The organism is Luteimonas sp. AC640a, from assembly GCF_979256585.1.
This window is the reverse complement of record NZ_CEEDOV010000010.1, coordinates 123,176-137,280: the sequence shown is the minus strand read 5'-3', so window position 1 is coordinate 137,280 and position 14,105 is coordinate 123,176. Positions and strand designations below refer to the sequence as shown.

Sequence of the window (14,105 nt, the reverse complement as noted above, 5' to 3'; positions counted from 1 at the left end):
CACTCATTCCAGCAACCGCGCCCAGCCCTCGAATCCTTCCACCCGAGAAAGCACCAGCTTGACGCAGACGATCAGCGGCACCGCGAGCAGCAGGCCGACGATGCCCCACATCCAGCCGAACAGCATCAGCGCGAGGATCAGCATCAGCGGCGAGATCGCCATGCGGCGGCCGAGCACGATCGGGGTCACGAACTGGCCCTCGATCGTATGCAGCAGCAGATACACCGCCGCCGGAATCACCGGCGCCCAGGCCGCGTTCGGCCAGGTGCCCTCGTAACTGACGAAGCCCATCAGCAGCATCAGCAGCACGCCGATCAGCGGGCCGACATACGGCGCGAAGTTCAGCAGCGCGACGACGGTCCCCCACAGCAGTGCCTCCTGCAGCGGCAGACCCATCCAGAACACGATGCCGGCGAACACCGCGCCGAGCACCGTGTTGATGATCGAGATCGTCAGCACGTAACGCGAAATCTCGTGTTCGATGGACTGCATGATGTCGACGGTGAGCTTGCGGCGCTGGCGATCGGGCAGCATCGCGATCGCATTGCGTTGCAGGTTTTCGCCGTAGACCATGAAAAAGAACGTCAGCAGTACGACAGCCAGCACGGACGCGAGCATCTTGGGCGTGGCGACGATCGTGCGCCACGAGCTGTTGTCCTGGATCTGCACCATCTGCACGCGACGCTGCGGGCGATCCTCGGTGGCGCGGGCGAAGGATTCCGCCGCCTGGCTGGCCTGGTGCACCGGCTGGGTCATCGCCTTCAGGCGCGGCGCGAGTGTGCGCAAGGTCTTCGGCGCGTCCTGCACCCACTCGCTGGCGGGGCCGTAGAGCTGCAGGCCGAGTGCGCCGGCGCCGGCAATGCCGAGGCTCAGCAGCAGCAAGGCGCCGACGAAGCGTGGGATCCACAGGCGCCGCAGTGCGCGCAACACCGGGTTGCCGACCAGGGCAAAGAACACGGCCAGCAGAATCGGCAGGATCACCGTTTGCGCCGCCCATAGCGTTGCCAGTACGGCCAGCGTCGCCAGCACGATGATGGCCGTCGATGCGCGCGGGCGTGGCGCGACTGGCGTCGCTACCGGCAGCGGTGCGTCGTCCGCCGGCGGGGGACTGATGGGGGTGCTCATCGGCAGTCAGCGCGTCGGGCGCTCAGCGCCCGGATTCCGACAGTTCGGTCGCCGCTTCGGCGGGACGCGGCTGCTCCGACAACACCGGGTCGGGGCGACCGCGATCCGTGCGCGGCACCGAAGTGCCCGCGTCCGGCGTGGTGCCCGGTTGTGTTGTGCGCTGGGTCTGCGTGCCGCCAGCGGCCACGACCTGCGCGGCCGCAGCAGCACCCGCTGCCGCAGCTGCCTGCGTGTCCGAAGTGCCGTCTGTTTTCGCCGCCACGTTGTCCGCGGCGGCATCGGCCGTCTGCGCAGCGTCGTCCGCAGTCTCGGCCGCCTTCTCCGCAGTTGCCGCGGCGACAGTCGCCTGCACCGAGGTCAGCAGGCCCGACAACGCACTGAGCAACTGGATCGACTTCGGACCGCCCAGCTTGCCGAGCTTGGTCAACGCGCGGCGCGGCTCCAGATGACCGGTCGCGAAGCCCATCACCAGACCGGCGATGAGAATGCGCGGCGGGGTCCAGGCTTCGCGCCAGCTCGTGCTCAATGCGCGGTAGCGGTCGCTGGTCTGCACCACGCGGCCGTCGACCAGCGTCTCGGCACGTTCGACGCGATTCTTGAGGCCTTCAAAATTCATGACGCCTTCGCCTTGTCCGATGCGCGCGCGGGCAGGGACGTGTCGTCCGCATCCTCGTCGTCCTGTCCCGCTTCGGAGAACATCCCCAGACGCCCGAGCTGGCGGCGCGTGGCATGCATGCCGGCGTAATCGAAGAACACCGAGACGCGCCACGCGGCGATCGCGGTGACGACCAGGCTGATCAGCGTGGCGATCGAAATCGACGCCAGCCACGACAGACCCCACGACTGCAGCAATGCAATCGCGGCGCCCATCGCCAGCAGCCACGCCGATGCGCCGAACACCACGGACACGGCCGACCATGCCAGTGCACGCCCGAGGGCACTGCGCGACAAGGCCATATCGGCCGCGACCAGCTTGCGCAGGGCACGGCCGCTGTCGAGTCCGGAGGTGAAGGTTTCAGTGGCCGCCGCACGGATGCGGCGGATGCTTTCGTCGAGGTGCGGTGCTTCGCCGGGCGCACGTTGTGCGCTGCCGGCGGGTTCCTCGCGCGGGTCTTCCCCGGTCACGCGCTCGGTCACGAAACGCCGCGCTTACTTGCTGCGCGCGAGCTTGGCGATGATCCAGCCGGCCGCGAACGCGGTGCCGAATGCAGCGATCGGACGCTCACGAATCAGATCGGCAGCGCTTTCGACCAGGTCACGGCCCTTGTCCAGCAGCACGTCGTACTGTTCCTTGGCAGCGGTGCCACCTTCCTCGAACGCGGCCACGCCGGCGATCGCGGAATCGGCAAGATCGGACTTCACGGTCGCGCGGCCGAGCTTGAGCTCGTCACCGGCCACGCTCGCGGCGTTCTTGACCGCTGCGCCTGCATCGCGGGCAGCTTGGGCAAGGTGCGAACTCGCTTCGCCAAGATGGGTCTTCACCGCGTCGGTCGAAGTGGGGCTCATGGTCGTGCTCCTGTCAGTTGAACGATGCCGCGCGAAGGGCGTGGCATGTGGGGGGAATCGCGTCAGCGCATCATCAAGTCGTTGATGCGTCCGCGACGTGAAATGCGCAGCACCAGGTTGGACGGCCGGTCGGCCAGCGAGTCGCGGAAACCCGCGAGATCACGGAACTCGCCGCTGTTTGCCGCAAGGATCAGATCGCCGTCACGCAGGCCGCTCTGGAACGCACGGCTGCCGGGCTCCACCTTTTCCACCAGCACGCCGCCGGCGCGCTGGTTCTGGCGCCGCAGCGCTTCGGGCAGATCGGCGAACATCGCGCCGGTCAGGCGTGCGTCGACGCTCGCGCCATCGCGCGGCAGAACGGTCAGGCGCGTGTCCACCTTGATCGTGCGCCCGTCGCGCAGCACGTCCAGCGTCACCGGCGTGTCGAGTGCCTGCAGACCCTGGAAGTTGCGCAGTGATTCGCTGTTGTCGATGCGCTCGCCGTTCGCGGCCACCACCACGTCGCCGGGGCGCAGGCCCGCACGTGCCGCGGGCGAACCGCCATAGACGCGTGTGATCACCGCGCCGCGCGGCGTGTCGAGGCCAAGGCCCTGGGCGATGCGCGCATCCACCGTCTGCGTGTCGATGCCCAGCGTGCCGCGCTGCACGCTGCCGGTCGTCGCCAGCTGGGTCATCACGTTGCGGGCGAGACCGATCGGAATCGCGAAGCCCAGGCCGATGTTGCCGGCCATGCTGCCCTGCGTGTTGAAGCTCGCCGTGTTGATGCCGACCAGTTGCCCGCGCAGATTGACCAGCGCGCCGCCGGAGTTGCCCGGATTGATCGACGCATCGGTCTGGATGAAGTTCTGGAAGCCCACGCCCGGCACGTTGCTGCGGCCGACCGCGGAAATGATGCCGGAGGTCACCGTCTGCCCGAAGCCGAACGGGTTGCCTACTGCGACGACGAAGTCGCCGACCTGCAGATTGGCGTCCTGCGCCAGCGGAATCGCGGTGAGGTTGTCGGCCTTGATCCGCATCAGCGCGACATCGGTATCGACGTCCGAACCGATGAACGCCGCGTCCACCGTGCGGCCGTCGGCCAGCGTCACCGACACGTCGTCCGCGCCTTCGATCACATGGTGGTTGGTCAGCACGTAGCCCTGCTGCGCATCCACGATCACGCCCGAGCCCAGCGATTCGTTGATCCGCTCCTGATTCAACTCCGGAAACATGCGGCGGAAGAACGGGTCATTGCCGAAGGGGCTCACCCGTACGCGCTGCTTCGCGTGCACCGACACCACCGACGGCGTCACCGTCTTGAGCATCGGTGCCAGCGAGGGCAACGGTGCGCCGTCGACCGCAGTCGGCAATGCTGCCATCGTCGGCACCGCAGCAAGGGTCGCCGGCGTGGCGCCCGCGGGTTGCTGCATCACGTCGCGGATCGCGGTCGCGGCAAAGCCCCCGAACGCAGCGGCGCAGGTCAGGGCGAGAAGTGTGGTCTTGGCGCGCATGGAGCGTCCCCTGTCGGCAGTGGGTCGGGATGATCGACGCCGGAGCGTGGAAGGTGGGTCGAAGCCGGTCGAGACCGCCGGCTTCATGGCCAACAGTGTGGCCGGCATCGGTTGAATCGGTGTTGAAAGTCGCATTCAGATGATGCGCCGGACGCTCGCCGCCGACATCTGTCATAGGTCCTGTCGACAATCGCCGCGCGCCGGGATTTTCGGTTGACACCGGTCGGAGTCCGGGCGTAGCGTGGACCCCCGTCGCCGCCACTACATATTGGGTGTCGATGTTGGAAATTCCCAACACGTGGGGCTTTCAACGCTCAGCGACACTTCGCAGCAAAGGGGATGCACGCGATGGGTTCGAACGCCAAGGAGACGACGGCTCACGGCCGCAACCGGCGCTGCGCCTGCACCCGCACCACGCTTTCGAAATTTGCACGGATCCACGGCGCCTGATGCGCCGCCGGGTGCAGTGCGTCCGCACCACGCATACAACAGGCGACCGGCCCACAACACCGGCGCGATTCCAGGAGCACACAGCAGCATGAGCACGGTTCGCCTCGCGGCGGTGAAGTCCGATTCCGGTCCCGACATTCCGATGCAGCCCGCGTCGGACGACATCTGGGACAAGAAGTACCGCCTCAAGACGAAGCAGGGCGTGGCCGTGGATGCCGACATCGACGGCACCTACCAGCGCGTGGCCAGGGCGCTCGCCGATGCCGAGATCACGGTCGAGAAGCAGCGGCACTGGCACGAGCGCTTCCTGTGGGCGCTGCGCCGCGGCGCGATTCCCGCCGGCCGCATCACGTCCAATGCCGGCGCGCTCGAACACAAGCCCGCGACCAGCACGATCAACTGCACCGTGTCGGGCACCATCGTCGATTCGATGGACGGCATTCTCGAGAAAGTCCACGAAGCCGGCCTCACGCTGAAGGCGGGGTGCGGCATCGGATACGAGTTCTCGACGCTGCGGCCCAAGGGCGCGTTCGTCGCCGGCGCCGGCGCGTACACCTCCGGCCCGATGTCCTTCATGGATATCTACGACAAGATGTGTTTCACCGTGTCGTCGGCCGGCGGTCGCCGCGGCGCGCAGATGGGCACCTTCGACGTCAGCCATCCCGACGTGCGCGATTTCATCCGCGCCAAGCGCGAAGACGGCCGCCTGCGCCAGTTCAATCTCTCGCTGCTGATCACCGACGGTTTCATGGAAGCCGTCGACACCGACGCCGACTGGCCGCTGGTGTTTCCGATCAACGAGAAGGAGGTCGGCGACTTCGATCTCGCCGATGTCGAGCAGGTGATCTGGCGCGAGTGGCCGCAGACCAAGGGCTACGTGTCCCGCGACGACGGCCTCGTCGCGTGCAAGGTTTACGGCAAGGTCCGCGCGCGGCACCTGTGGGACATGATCATGGTGTCGACGTACGACTACGCCGAGCCGGGATTCATCCTCATCGACCGCGTCAACGAGATGAACAACAACTGGTGGTGCGAGACCATCCGTGCGACCAACCCGTGCGGCGAGCAGCCATTGCCGCCCTACGGCGCCTGCCTGCTCGGTTCGGTCAATCTGACCAAGTTCGTGCGCGAGCCCTTCACCGAGCGCGCGCGCTTCGACTGGGAGGAATACAAGGAAGTCGTGCGGGTGTTCACGCGCATGCTCGACAACGTGGTCGAGGTCAACGGGCTTCCCTTGCAAAAGCAACGGGACGAGATCATGCGCAAGCGTCGCCACGGCATGGGCTTCCTCGGCCTCGGCAGCACCGTGACCATGCTGCAGATGAAATACGGCGAGCCCGATTCCTGCGAGTTCACCGAGCGCATCGCGCGCGAGATGGCCGTCGCCGGCTGGGAAACGGGCCTGACGCTGGCGCAGGAAAAAGGTCCGGCGCCGATCATGGAAGAACGTTTCGAAGTCACCGCCGCCATGCTGCGCAAGCGCCCGGAAATGGCGAAGGACGGCTGGAAGCTCGGCCAGGAAATTCCCGGCAAGGTGCTGCACGCCAGGTACTCGCGCTACATGCAGAAGATCGCCGAGGTCGCGCCCGATCTCGTCGACCAGCTGGCCGAGGCCGGCGCGCGTTTCACCCACCACAGCTCGATCGCGCCCACCGGCACCATCTCGCTGTCGTTGGCCAACAACGCCTCCAACGGCATCGAGCCGTCGTTCGCGCACCACTACAGCCGCAACGTGATCCGCGAAGGCAAGAAGTCCAAGGAAAAGGTGGACGTCTTCTCGTTCGAACTGCTGGCCTACCGCGAACTCGTCAATCCGAAGGCCATGCCGTACTCGGACGAACCCGACGCGCAGCTGCCGGATTACTTCATCGCCGCCGACGACATCACGCCCAAGGCGCATGTCGACGTGCAGGCCGCCGCGCAGATCTGGGTGGACAGCTCGATCTCCAAGACCGCGAACGTCCCGACGGATTACCCGTACGAGGACTTCAAGGACATCTACCGCTACGCGCACCAGCAGGGCCTCAAGGGCTGCACCACGTTCCGCTTCAACCCCGCCGCGTTCCAGGGTGTGCTGGTCAAGGAAGCGGATCTCGCCAACACCACCTACCGCTTCGAGCTGGAAGGCGGCGAAGTGCTGGAGGTCGCGGGCAACGAACAGATCGAATACGACGGCGAAATGCACACCGCCGCCAATCTGTTCGACGCGTTGAAGGAAGGCTATTACGGCAAGTTCTGAAGCTGCCGCGACGCGTCGGCGGCAACGTCGGCGCGGAAACGGCGACGCACTCTGCAGTCGCATCACCGTCGTATCCGCAATTGCTGCTCCCCTGTGCACCGGCTTCGCGCTACATTTCCGCCGCGGACGAAGTGCTCCGTACAAGATCACTGACGAGGACACCCAGAATGAGTAACGGAAACGGGGTTGCAGACACCCTGACGCACGCCGCCGAAGATGTCGCCGAGAAGGCGAAGGACATCGTCGCCGAGGTCAAGAAGCGCGCCAGCGCCGTCGCGAAATCCGCGAAGAAGAGCGCGCAGGACGCAGAGAAGACGGTCACCAAGCGCGTCACCAAGGTGCGCAAGGCCGCGACCAAGCGTGCCGAAACGGCGAGCAAGGCCGTGAGCAAGCGCGTGACGGCGGTGAAGAAGAAGCTGGCCGCTGCCAAGACCGCCGCGTCGTCCGAGATCGCCGCGCTCAAGCGCAAGGGCGCCGGCAAGACCACCGCGAAGAAGGCGACCAAGACGACCGCGAAGAAGGCGACGGCGAAGAAGGCCACCGCGAAGAAGGCCACGGCCAAGAAGGCAGTCGCTAAGAAGTCGGTCGCCAAGAAGGCACCGGCGAAGAAGGCCGCCACCCAGAAGTCGGCGACCCGCAAGACCGCCGCCAAGAAGGCCGCGACCACCCGCAAGGTCAACGCGACCAAGAAGACCGTCAAGAAAGCGGTGAAGAAGGTCGTCAAGAAGGCCGCCGCCAAGACTGCGACCGCCAAGCGCAGCGTCGCCGCCCGCAAGGGCGTCGCCAAGAAGACGGTCAAGACCGCCAAGCGTTCGGTCGCCGCCAAGAAGGGCGCCACCAAGCGCGCGTCGAAGAAGGCCTGATCCATCTGCTTCAAAGCCCCTCTCCCATGGAGAAGGGCTGCTCCGAGCCCCTCTCCCTCTGGGAGAGGGGTTGGGGTGAGGGCAGAACGACGTCCCAATCCCAAACCAGGCGCCACCCATCTTTCAAAACATCTGTCGCGACCGATATCCGTCGCCGCCGAAAGCGTCCCAAGCCGCACCGACAACAGCCCCACCCAGGACACCCGCCATGGCCGTCAAGATCGACCGCAAGATCACCGGATACGCCGTCGTCAAACCGGAAGACAAGCCCGTCGAAGGCACGTCTGTCCCGCGCGAGATCGTCGAGGCGGAACTCCCCACGGCCGACGTGATCCACATGCACGAGCGCATCGAGCGCCCGGAAGTCCTGATCGGCAGTACCTACAAGATCAAATCGCCGCTGGTCGAACACGCCATGTACGTGACGATCAACGACATCGTGCTCAACGCCGGTTCCGAGCACGAACAGCGCCGCCCGTTCGAGATCTTCATCAACTCCAAATCGATGGACCACTTCCAGTGGATCGTCGCGCTGACGCGCATCATGTCCGCCGTGTTCCGCAAGGGCGGCGACGTGACGTTCCTCGTCGAGGAAATGCGCGCCGTGTTCGACCCCAAGGGTGGCTACTTCAAGGCCGGTGGCGTGTACATGCCGTCGCTGGTCGCCGAGCTCGGCATGATCGTCGAGGACCATTTGAAGTCCATCGGCATGATGCACGACCCGGAAATGTCCGACGCGCAGAAAGCCCTGATCGCCGAGAAGCGCAAGCAGATCGCACAGCGCGAAGGCTCAAAAAAAAACAGTGACGTGCGCCGGTCTTCCCCCTCGCCCGCACCGGCGGGAGAGGGCCGGGGTGAGGGCGCTTTTGCGTCGACCCAAGATCACCCCGAAGACATCGAAATCACCGGCGACGGCGCGAGCTTCCCGCCGTCCGCGACCATGTGTCACAAGTGCAGCACGAAGGCGCTGGTGCTGATGGATGGGTGTGCGACGTGTTTGAACTGTGGGTATTCGAAGTGTGGCTAGAAATCGGCCAAAAAGAAAAAGAACGGTCGTTCCGGTCACTTCGGGTGAGCAGATCAATAGTTTGAGCTGGCGTGACCATCCTTGGATGGTGGCCCTTGCTTCAGGGGCTGCGGTCGCGGTGTTCTTTGTGACTGTAGTGCAGCCGATTATTTCAACAATTTCATCAAATCGAATTGACGAGTTAGAAGCTGAACTGACGTCAGCACGCGATGAGGAGGCTGGACTTACAGCCACTCGGAGGAAGCTAAGTAACGTGGAAGAAATGTTGGCGTCGGCTCAGAGTGAGATTGATAGGCTCCGATCCGCAAATCCGTTTCGTGATCAAGACCCCTATCCGCTTGGCCTGCGGTCGGCTCGAATCGGATCGAGTGTGCAGAGCGTGCTAAACACCTATAGCGATAAGGAACCCAAGGAGCTTGAGTCTTGGGTGGAGATCGAATCTGTTTCACCGGCTTTTGGCGAGGTAGTGCTTTACAAGAAAGAAGGGGCGAGAGGGCCTGTCATTGACAGCGTGTTGATTCACACCACGACTGTAAGTAGGACGCGCATTTCCTCCGGTGATTCGGTTTCAATGCCGGTGAACAAATCGAGCTCAATCCTCGTTTCTTTGACCGAGGAGTTTGGTGAACCAGATAAGATCAGCATAGTGAACGGCGTTGTTTCTTCCCGATGCTGGTTTGATCGAAGGTCCACTGACATTGAGCTCGATTCGATGACATTCAGACTCCAGGGTTCGCAAAAGGGAATGCAGGCTTTCCGTCCCTGTGGTGGCCCTGACGAGAAACCTGCAGTTAACGACGTCAACTTTTAGTTTTTTCGATTTTCCATGGCGCTCACAGTGGCGGAAGAATAGCGGCCATAACAAGACAGGGGAGAGCTGGCTTTATCTATCTGTGGCGAAAATCGACTCTGACCCCTGTTCGGCAGTTAGCGCCCTTCCGCGGTAGCGAGCGAGGTTCGCATGCCCGTGGGGCGCATCATCTATTCAGTCGGGTCAACTGCTTGGAAGGGGTTTCCGGTCTGCCCACCTAACGACCTGCCTATGTGCGCGGTGGAACGAGACGAACGAAGCCGCCGCTAGGCGGCTTTTTTCTTGCCAATCGAACGGCGATTTTCGATTGATGACTAGCCCGGGCCTCACGCCCGAGCAGCGTGACCAGGCACGCGCTCTGCTGGATGAAATTCGCGAGAGGCCTGAAGTCTTGATCGCCGGGAATGCAGGGCTGCTGTTCGCCTATCGCCGGAAGGTTGCCAAGGAACTGACCTATGACGAGCGCGGCAAGCCAATAGTCCGGCGACGGTTGAAGGCGCTCAAGATGAAAGATCAGGGCGGAGTCTGGGAGCCCCTGCCCGAGGGCGGGCCGTTCTAATCGCGCGTGCGTGGTCGATGGATTAACCGTCAAGAACACTCGGTTTCATCCACACCACCTGCGACATGAAGGTAGGGGCTACGCGTGAGAGCCGCACTTCGCCAACGGCCCGGTGCGCCTCATTACTGTCCCCGGCTCTAATCTGGAGAAGGAACCCGTCTCTACAGCTTGGTAGCCCGCGTGTCGCGTTCGCGCCCCTCAAGGATGACGGACGCGTGAGGCCCTTGGGTCAAGGCCACAGATCGCCAGGGCGGCTCTACGTCTCTTTTCCCTTGTAGCGAAGGTCTTCTTGAAGGCCCTGTTCCGCGGCAAATGCCATTAGCGGCTCTCGAAGAACGGTCAGATAATCTGCGCCGTTCAGTGCTTGGTCCGGGAATGGCTCGTGTTGTTGGCTGCTCAACAGGTCGTTTAAAAGGTTTTGCACTTTCTCGCTCAGAGCGGGATCGTCTGTGACATTGCGGTAAGCAGTGAGCGGCTTGTCCTTTGACTCGGCTTGCGCACCAAGAAATCGCTCAAAGTCGGGGATGCTGACGCGGTGTCGGACGACGAGGCCATCCCCGCGCGCGGCGATTATTGCCTCCCGAATGCTTTGGTTTATCGACCACATGCCGTTGTGATCTCCCTTCTTCGTGAAGGGCGGGTCACAATCGTGCACGATCCCGAAGTCGATCTTGAAGTGGCGCATGACTGCAATGAGCGGAATAAGGATTGCCTTGCCACGCGACCGCACTACGGTCACGCGTTCGATCAACTCGTGCTGCTTTTCCACGATGGACGCAATAAAGGCGGCGTGCTCCGTATCTCCTTCAACAAGTACGGGATACGATCCAAAGAAGATCTCGGCCAAACTCGGATCAATATGCTGTAACGCTTGGAGTCTCTTCTTGTCATCAGCGGAAAATGCGATGGAGTCGGATCTGTATGTCTTTGGGGCAACTGGAGCGTCGTCTTCAGATGACGACCTCTCCAGTCGGACAATGGTCGTGTGATCCTCAAGCGGATTGATGAAGTACGGGGAGTGCGTGGTCATCATGACCTGCCAATCGGGGCTTTCGGCAAGCTTGTACAAATGGCGCTGCGCAGCTCTGGCTGCCATCGGATGAAGCGCGTTTTCGGGCTCGTCGATTAGCAAAAGATAGCCTGGAAATGCTGGGTCCTCCGCATCTTCCGGCAGAGGCCCGCCTGCCTCAAGCGCCGCGAAAATCGCACCGAGTACAGCACTTTGCTCGGGGTCCTTACACTTTTTCAGGTTCGCGGCCACTTGCTTCTTCGAAGCCTCTCGTGACTCCTTTTCGCGAGTCAATTCGTTATGTACCTGAAGCATCGCCCAGAACAAGGCGCGCCTAGCTCCTGTCCCTTGTTGCAAAAGCGTCGTGTTCGCCTTTCCGTCTTTGACGCGGAGCCCGGAGCCGTCTTTCACGAGGGCATCAATCTTTGGAGCCCAAGGTGAGGTGCCCACGCTCAGGCGCACATCCAGCTTTGGAAATACACCCTTGAATCCTTCGGTCACCTTGGTGGCAATCGCGTTGAAGTGATCTTCGTGCGCCGCGCTGATGACCCTGACCTGCTCGATCACGGCGGATAACGCAACGGCGAGGGCAGAAGTCACTTCGCTGCGCTCAGCTTCGATCATCGTCAACAATGGCGTCAAAGCCAATGTGAGAAGCATCTTCTCGGTGCTTTCCGCGTCTTGCAGTGATCCCACGCGCAACGGCTTCGGCAACCGAGACTTGAACACGTTGTCCGCGCCACCGGCCTTCCCCTCAGCAGCCCAGTCATTTGCCACCGGGTCCCAAGTAGATCGGACAGACTTGTAGTCTGGCTTCGACCATTGCCAACGGCTACGGACAACCAAGAGGTCGCCCTCTGCCAGCTTCCACTTTTCGTCCACGTTGCCTATGCCAGCAGGAATATGCACCTCAAGCTCAACTTCAGATGGGGCGTCGTCCGGACACCACTGGCAGCAATCTCGGGTGTGCGAGTAAGTCTCAGTACCAACGGCGAGTTCATAAGCGCGCAGGATGGTGGACTTTCCAGCGTTGTTCTTTCCAACTAGGCAAACAATATTGTCCAGCTCGACCGTAAGTCCTTCGTCCCCGACACAACCGATATTCCGCAAGCGGATTCGCACAAGCTTCGATATGTTTGGCACGGCCCCCTCCCTTTGACCAGCGCGCGCAAGATCGCGCCACCGGATGGTTAAAGGGATAACGCGAGTTGTCAAAGGGTCAACGAGGGAAGTTCCACTCAACTAACGATGCCAAGTTCACTTGCCATGATGCGGGTCGCAACCGGTTGAGGATGCCGGCCCCCGACCCGCCCGCTAAACTGCGCGCCCCGTTTCCGCATTCGACAAGGATCCCGCATGACCTCCATCACTACGCCGTCCGGCCTGCAGTACGAAGACACCGTCGTCGGCACGGGCAAGGAAGCGCAGCCCGGCCGCAACGTCACCGTGCACTACACGGGCTGGCTGTTCGAGAACGGCGTGCAGGGCGCGAAGTTCGATTCGAGCAAGGATCGCGACGAGCCTTTCATCTTTTCCCTGGGCGGCGGCATGGTCATCAAGGGCTGGGACGAAGGCGTGCAGGGCATGAAGGAAGGCGGCCAGCGCACGCTGATCATTCCGGCCAGCCTGGGTTACGGCGCGCGCGGTGCCGGTGGCGTCATCCCGCCCAACGCCACGCTGAAGTTCGACGTGGAACTGCTGGGCGCCTGACACCAGCAGCGCACGCGAACCTGCGGTGCCAGGTCCACCAAGATGGCCTGGCACGGCCGCGCAGCCCTGAGCAGGGGTTGGCTGCGAGCGGTTTGCGTGCCGTCTGCGACGGATTGGCAGCAAACGGACGTTCCGCAGAATGCTCGGAATCGAGGAGCTGGCGATCCCGGTCGAGATGCCGCCCGCTGTGCGACGATCCGCAACGTGATCGGGGAGGAGCAGGATGCTCGCTTGGCTGTTCGGTAAGAAGACACCTGAGGCGCAGCCCGCGCCTGACGTGCACCCGCGCATGCCGGTGCAGATGCATTGGCGCACGGACATGGCATTGCCCGTGCCCGACTGGCCGGCGATGGACGCCGCGCTTCCCGACGATGCGGACGCGCGTCTGCTGCACGCCTATTACGACGCCGCAGCCGCCCATTGGCTCGACGTGCTGGCCGCGGCGTTGCCTGCCGACTATCGGCAGACGGGCGCGACGGATTTCCGGTTGCTGTCGGCGCAATCGGCGCGCGAGTCTGCGCTGGTGCTGCGCAGTTGCACGCAGGCGATGCGGGCGATCCGCAGCAGCCTCGGACCGCTGGCCTGCGAGACCGGTTACGGACGCTACGTGGTGCTGGTGTTCGCCAGTCAGGACGATTACTACGCGTACGTGTCGCAGTACCAGGGCGACGGCGAGGCGGTGCCGATGTCGAGCGGCGTCTTCATCAATGCCGGCTACGGGCATTTCGCGAGCTGGCATGACGGGCTGGACGAACTGGAAGCGGTCGTCGTCCACGAACTCACTCACGCGCTGCTCGCGCACTTGCCGATGCCGGACTGGTTGCACGAGGGGTTTGCGGTGAACGTGGAGCGCACCCTGCTGCCGCGGCTGGCCGATCCGCGGCTGGCGCTGTATCGCCCCGACGAGATGGCCGCGCGGCATGCGGACTGGTGGACCGCGACGACGATCCAGGCGTTCTGGTCGGGCGCGGCGTTCCACACCGCAGGCGAGGGCGTCGAGCTGGCTTACGAACTTGCGCGCGAAATCACCGCACTCGCCGCGCGCGAAGACGAAGCCGCGTTCCGCGCATTCGCGGCGAGCGCGCACAACGAAGACGCCGGCAGTGCGGCCGCGATCGACATGCTGGGTTATCCGCTTGAGCATCTGATCGAGGCGGTGCTGGGCGAGGGCGACTGGGCACCGAAACCGGAATCGTGGATCGTGGCCCGCGCGGCATAAGCCGGGCTCGGGCCCAACTCTTCGCGCAGCTTGAGTGCGCTGGCCAAGCGCCCGCACGACACAGCACAGTTCGGCCCGCGCTGCCTTCTCGACAGCG

The 14,105-nt window shown here is 63.5% G+C and carries 13 protein-coding genes; 7 read left to right on the top strand and 6 right to left on the bottom strand.

Annotation, left to right across the window (positions count from 1 at the left end; genetic code table 11):
• Positions 1 to 3: 3 nt before the first annotated feature.
• The 5 genes from ACZ9YD_RS09745 to ACZ9YD_RS09725 all read right to left on the bottom strand — a co-directional run bounded on the left by ACZ9YD_RS09745 (position 4) and on the right by ACZ9YD_RS09725 (position 4,121).
• Complete coding sequence (locus ACZ9YD_RS09745; protein WP_465074976.1) at positions 4 to 1,125, bottom strand: AI-2E family transporter; 1,122 nt, start codon at positions 1,123 to 1,125, stop codon at positions 4 to 6.
• A 22-nt stretch (positions 1,126 to 1,147) separates the two neighbouring features.
• Entirely contained in the window at positions 1,148 to 1,741 is a 594-nt protein-coding gene (locus tag ACZ9YD_RS09740; protein ID WP_465074975.1) for a hypothetical protein, read from the bottom strand.
• A complete protein-coding gene (locus ACZ9YD_RS09735) occupies positions 1,738 to 2,250 on the bottom strand; it encodes a phage holin family protein (protein WP_465075518.1) in 513 nt (170 codons plus the stop codon). The genes ACZ9YD_RS09740 and ACZ9YD_RS09735 overlap by 4 nt, the downstream gene beginning before the upstream one ends.
• Positions 2,251 to 2,274: 24 nt before the next feature.
• Positions 2,275 to 2,631: a hypothetical protein gene (locus ACZ9YD_RS09730; protein WP_465074974.1), complete on the bottom strand. Its 357-nt coding sequence runs from the start codon at positions 2,629 to 2,631 to the stop codon at positions 2,275 to 2,277.
• 62 nt (positions 2,632 to 2,693) lie between these two features.
• The gene (locus ACZ9YD_RS09725) at positions 2,694 to 4,121 is read right to left on the bottom strand and encodes a Do family serine endopeptidase (protein ID WP_465074973.1); all 1,428 of its coding nucleotides are present in this window, start codon (positions 4,119 to 4,121) and stop codon (positions 2,694 to 2,696) included.
• A gap of 538 nt (positions 4,122 to 4,659) precedes the next feature.
• Here ACZ9YD_RS09725 and ACZ9YD_RS09720 point away from each other — a divergent pair.
• The 5 genes from ACZ9YD_RS09720 to ACZ9YD_RS09700 all read left to right on the top strand — a co-directional run bounded on the left by ACZ9YD_RS09720 (position 4,660) and on the right by ACZ9YD_RS09700 (position 10,070).
• Complete coding sequence (locus ACZ9YD_RS09720; protein WP_465074971.1) at positions 4,660 to 6,810, top strand: adenosylcobalamin-dependent ribonucleoside-diphosphate reductase; 2,151 nt, start codon at positions 4,660 to 4,662, stop codon at positions 6,808 to 6,810.
• Positions 6,811 to 6,977: 167 nt separating this feature from the next.
• Positions 6,978 to 7,673, top strand: coding sequence for a hypothetical protein (locus ACZ9YD_RS09715; RefSeq protein ID WP_465074969.1), 696 nt, complete (start codon positions 6,978 to 6,980; stop codon positions 7,671 to 7,673).
• A gap of 208 nt (positions 7,674 to 7,881) precedes the next feature.
• A complete protein-coding gene (locus tag ACZ9YD_RS09710; protein WP_465074968.1) occupies positions 7,882 to 8,700 on the top strand; it encodes a TSCPD domain-containing protein in 819 nt (272 codons plus the stop codon).
• A gap of 85 nt (positions 8,701 to 8,785) precedes the next feature.
• Complete coding sequence (locus tag ACZ9YD_RS09705) at positions 8,786 to 9,511, top strand: hypothetical protein (protein ID WP_465074966.1); 726 nt, start codon at positions 8,786 to 8,788, stop codon at positions 9,509 to 9,511.
• Between the two features lie 310 nt (positions 9,512 to 9,821).
• Positions 9,822 to 10,070, top strand: a complete 249-nt coding sequence (locus tag ACZ9YD_RS09700) for a hypothetical protein (RefSeq protein WP_465074964.1) — start codon at positions 9,822 to 9,824, stop codon at positions 10,068 to 10,070.
• Positions 10,071 to 10,326: 256 nt separating this feature from the next.
• Here ACZ9YD_RS09700 and ACZ9YD_RS09695 read toward each other — a convergent pair whose 3' ends face one another.
• A complete protein-coding gene (locus ACZ9YD_RS09695) occupies positions 10,327 to 12,201 on the bottom strand; it encodes an ATP-dependent nuclease (protein ID WP_465074963.1) in 1,875 nt (624 codons plus the stop codon).
• A 234-nt stretch (positions 12,202 to 12,435) separates the two neighbouring features.
• Here ACZ9YD_RS09695 and ACZ9YD_RS09690 point away from each other — a divergent pair, with 234 nt between their 5' ends.
• Together ACZ9YD_RS09690 and ACZ9YD_RS09685 are read left to right on the top strand one after the other, a co-directional pair.
• The gene (locus ACZ9YD_RS09690; protein ID WP_232134171.1) at positions 12,436 to 12,789 is read left to right on the top strand and encodes an FKBP-type peptidyl-prolyl cis-trans isomerase; all 354 of its coding nucleotides are present in this window, start codon (positions 12,436 to 12,438) and stop codon (positions 12,787 to 12,789) included.
• Between the two features lie 223 nt (positions 12,790 to 13,012).
• Entirely contained in the window at positions 13,013 to 14,008 is a 996-nt protein-coding gene (locus ACZ9YD_RS09685) for a hypothetical protein (protein ID WP_465074962.1), read from the top strand.
• Positions 14,009 to 14,105: the final 97 nt, after the last annotated feature.

Coding starts and splice junctions, on each gene's coding strand:
- ACZ9YD_RS09745 (WP_465074976.1), bottom strand. CDS start 1,125: ATGAGCACCCCCATCAGTCCCCCGCCGGCGGACGACGCACCGCTGCCG.
- ACZ9YD_RS09740 (WP_465074975.1), bottom strand. CDS start 1,741: ATGAATTTTGAAGGCCTCAAGAATCGCGTCGAACGTGCCGAGACGCTG.
- ACZ9YD_RS09730 (WP_465074974.1), bottom strand. CDS start 2,631: ATGAGCCCCACTTCGACCGACGCGGTGAAGACCCATCTTGGCGAAGCG.
- ACZ9YD_RS09725 (WP_465074973.1), bottom strand. CDS start 4,121: ATGCGCGCCAAGACCACACTTCTCGCCCTGACCTGCGCCGCTGCGTTC.
- ACZ9YD_RS09720 (WP_465074971.1), top strand. CDS start 4,660: ATGAGCACGGTTCGCCTCGCGGCGGTGAAGTCCGATTCCGGTCCCGAC.
- ACZ9YD_RS09715 (WP_465074969.1), top strand. CDS start 6,978: ATGAGTAACGGAAACGGGGTTGCAGACACCCTGACGCACGCCGCCGAA.
- ACZ9YD_RS09710 (WP_465074968.1), top strand. CDS start 7,882: ATGGCCGTCAAGATCGACCGCAAGATCACCGGATACGCCGTCGTCAAA.
- ACZ9YD_RS09705 (WP_465074966.1), top strand. CDS start 8,786: ATGGTGGCCCTTGCTTCAGGGGCTGCGGTCGCGGTGTTCTTTGTGACT.
- ACZ9YD_RS09700 (WP_465074964.1), top strand. CDS start 9,822: ATGACTAGCCCGGGCCTCACGCCCGAGCAGCGTGACCAGGCACGCGCT.
- ACZ9YD_RS09690 (WP_232134171.1), top strand. CDS start 12,436: ATGACCTCCATCACTACGCCGTCCGGCCTGCAGTACGAAGACACCGTC.
- ACZ9YD_RS09685 (WP_465074962.1), top strand. CDS start 13,013: ATGCTCGCTTGGCTGTTCGGTAAGAAGACACCTGAGGCGCAGCCCGCG.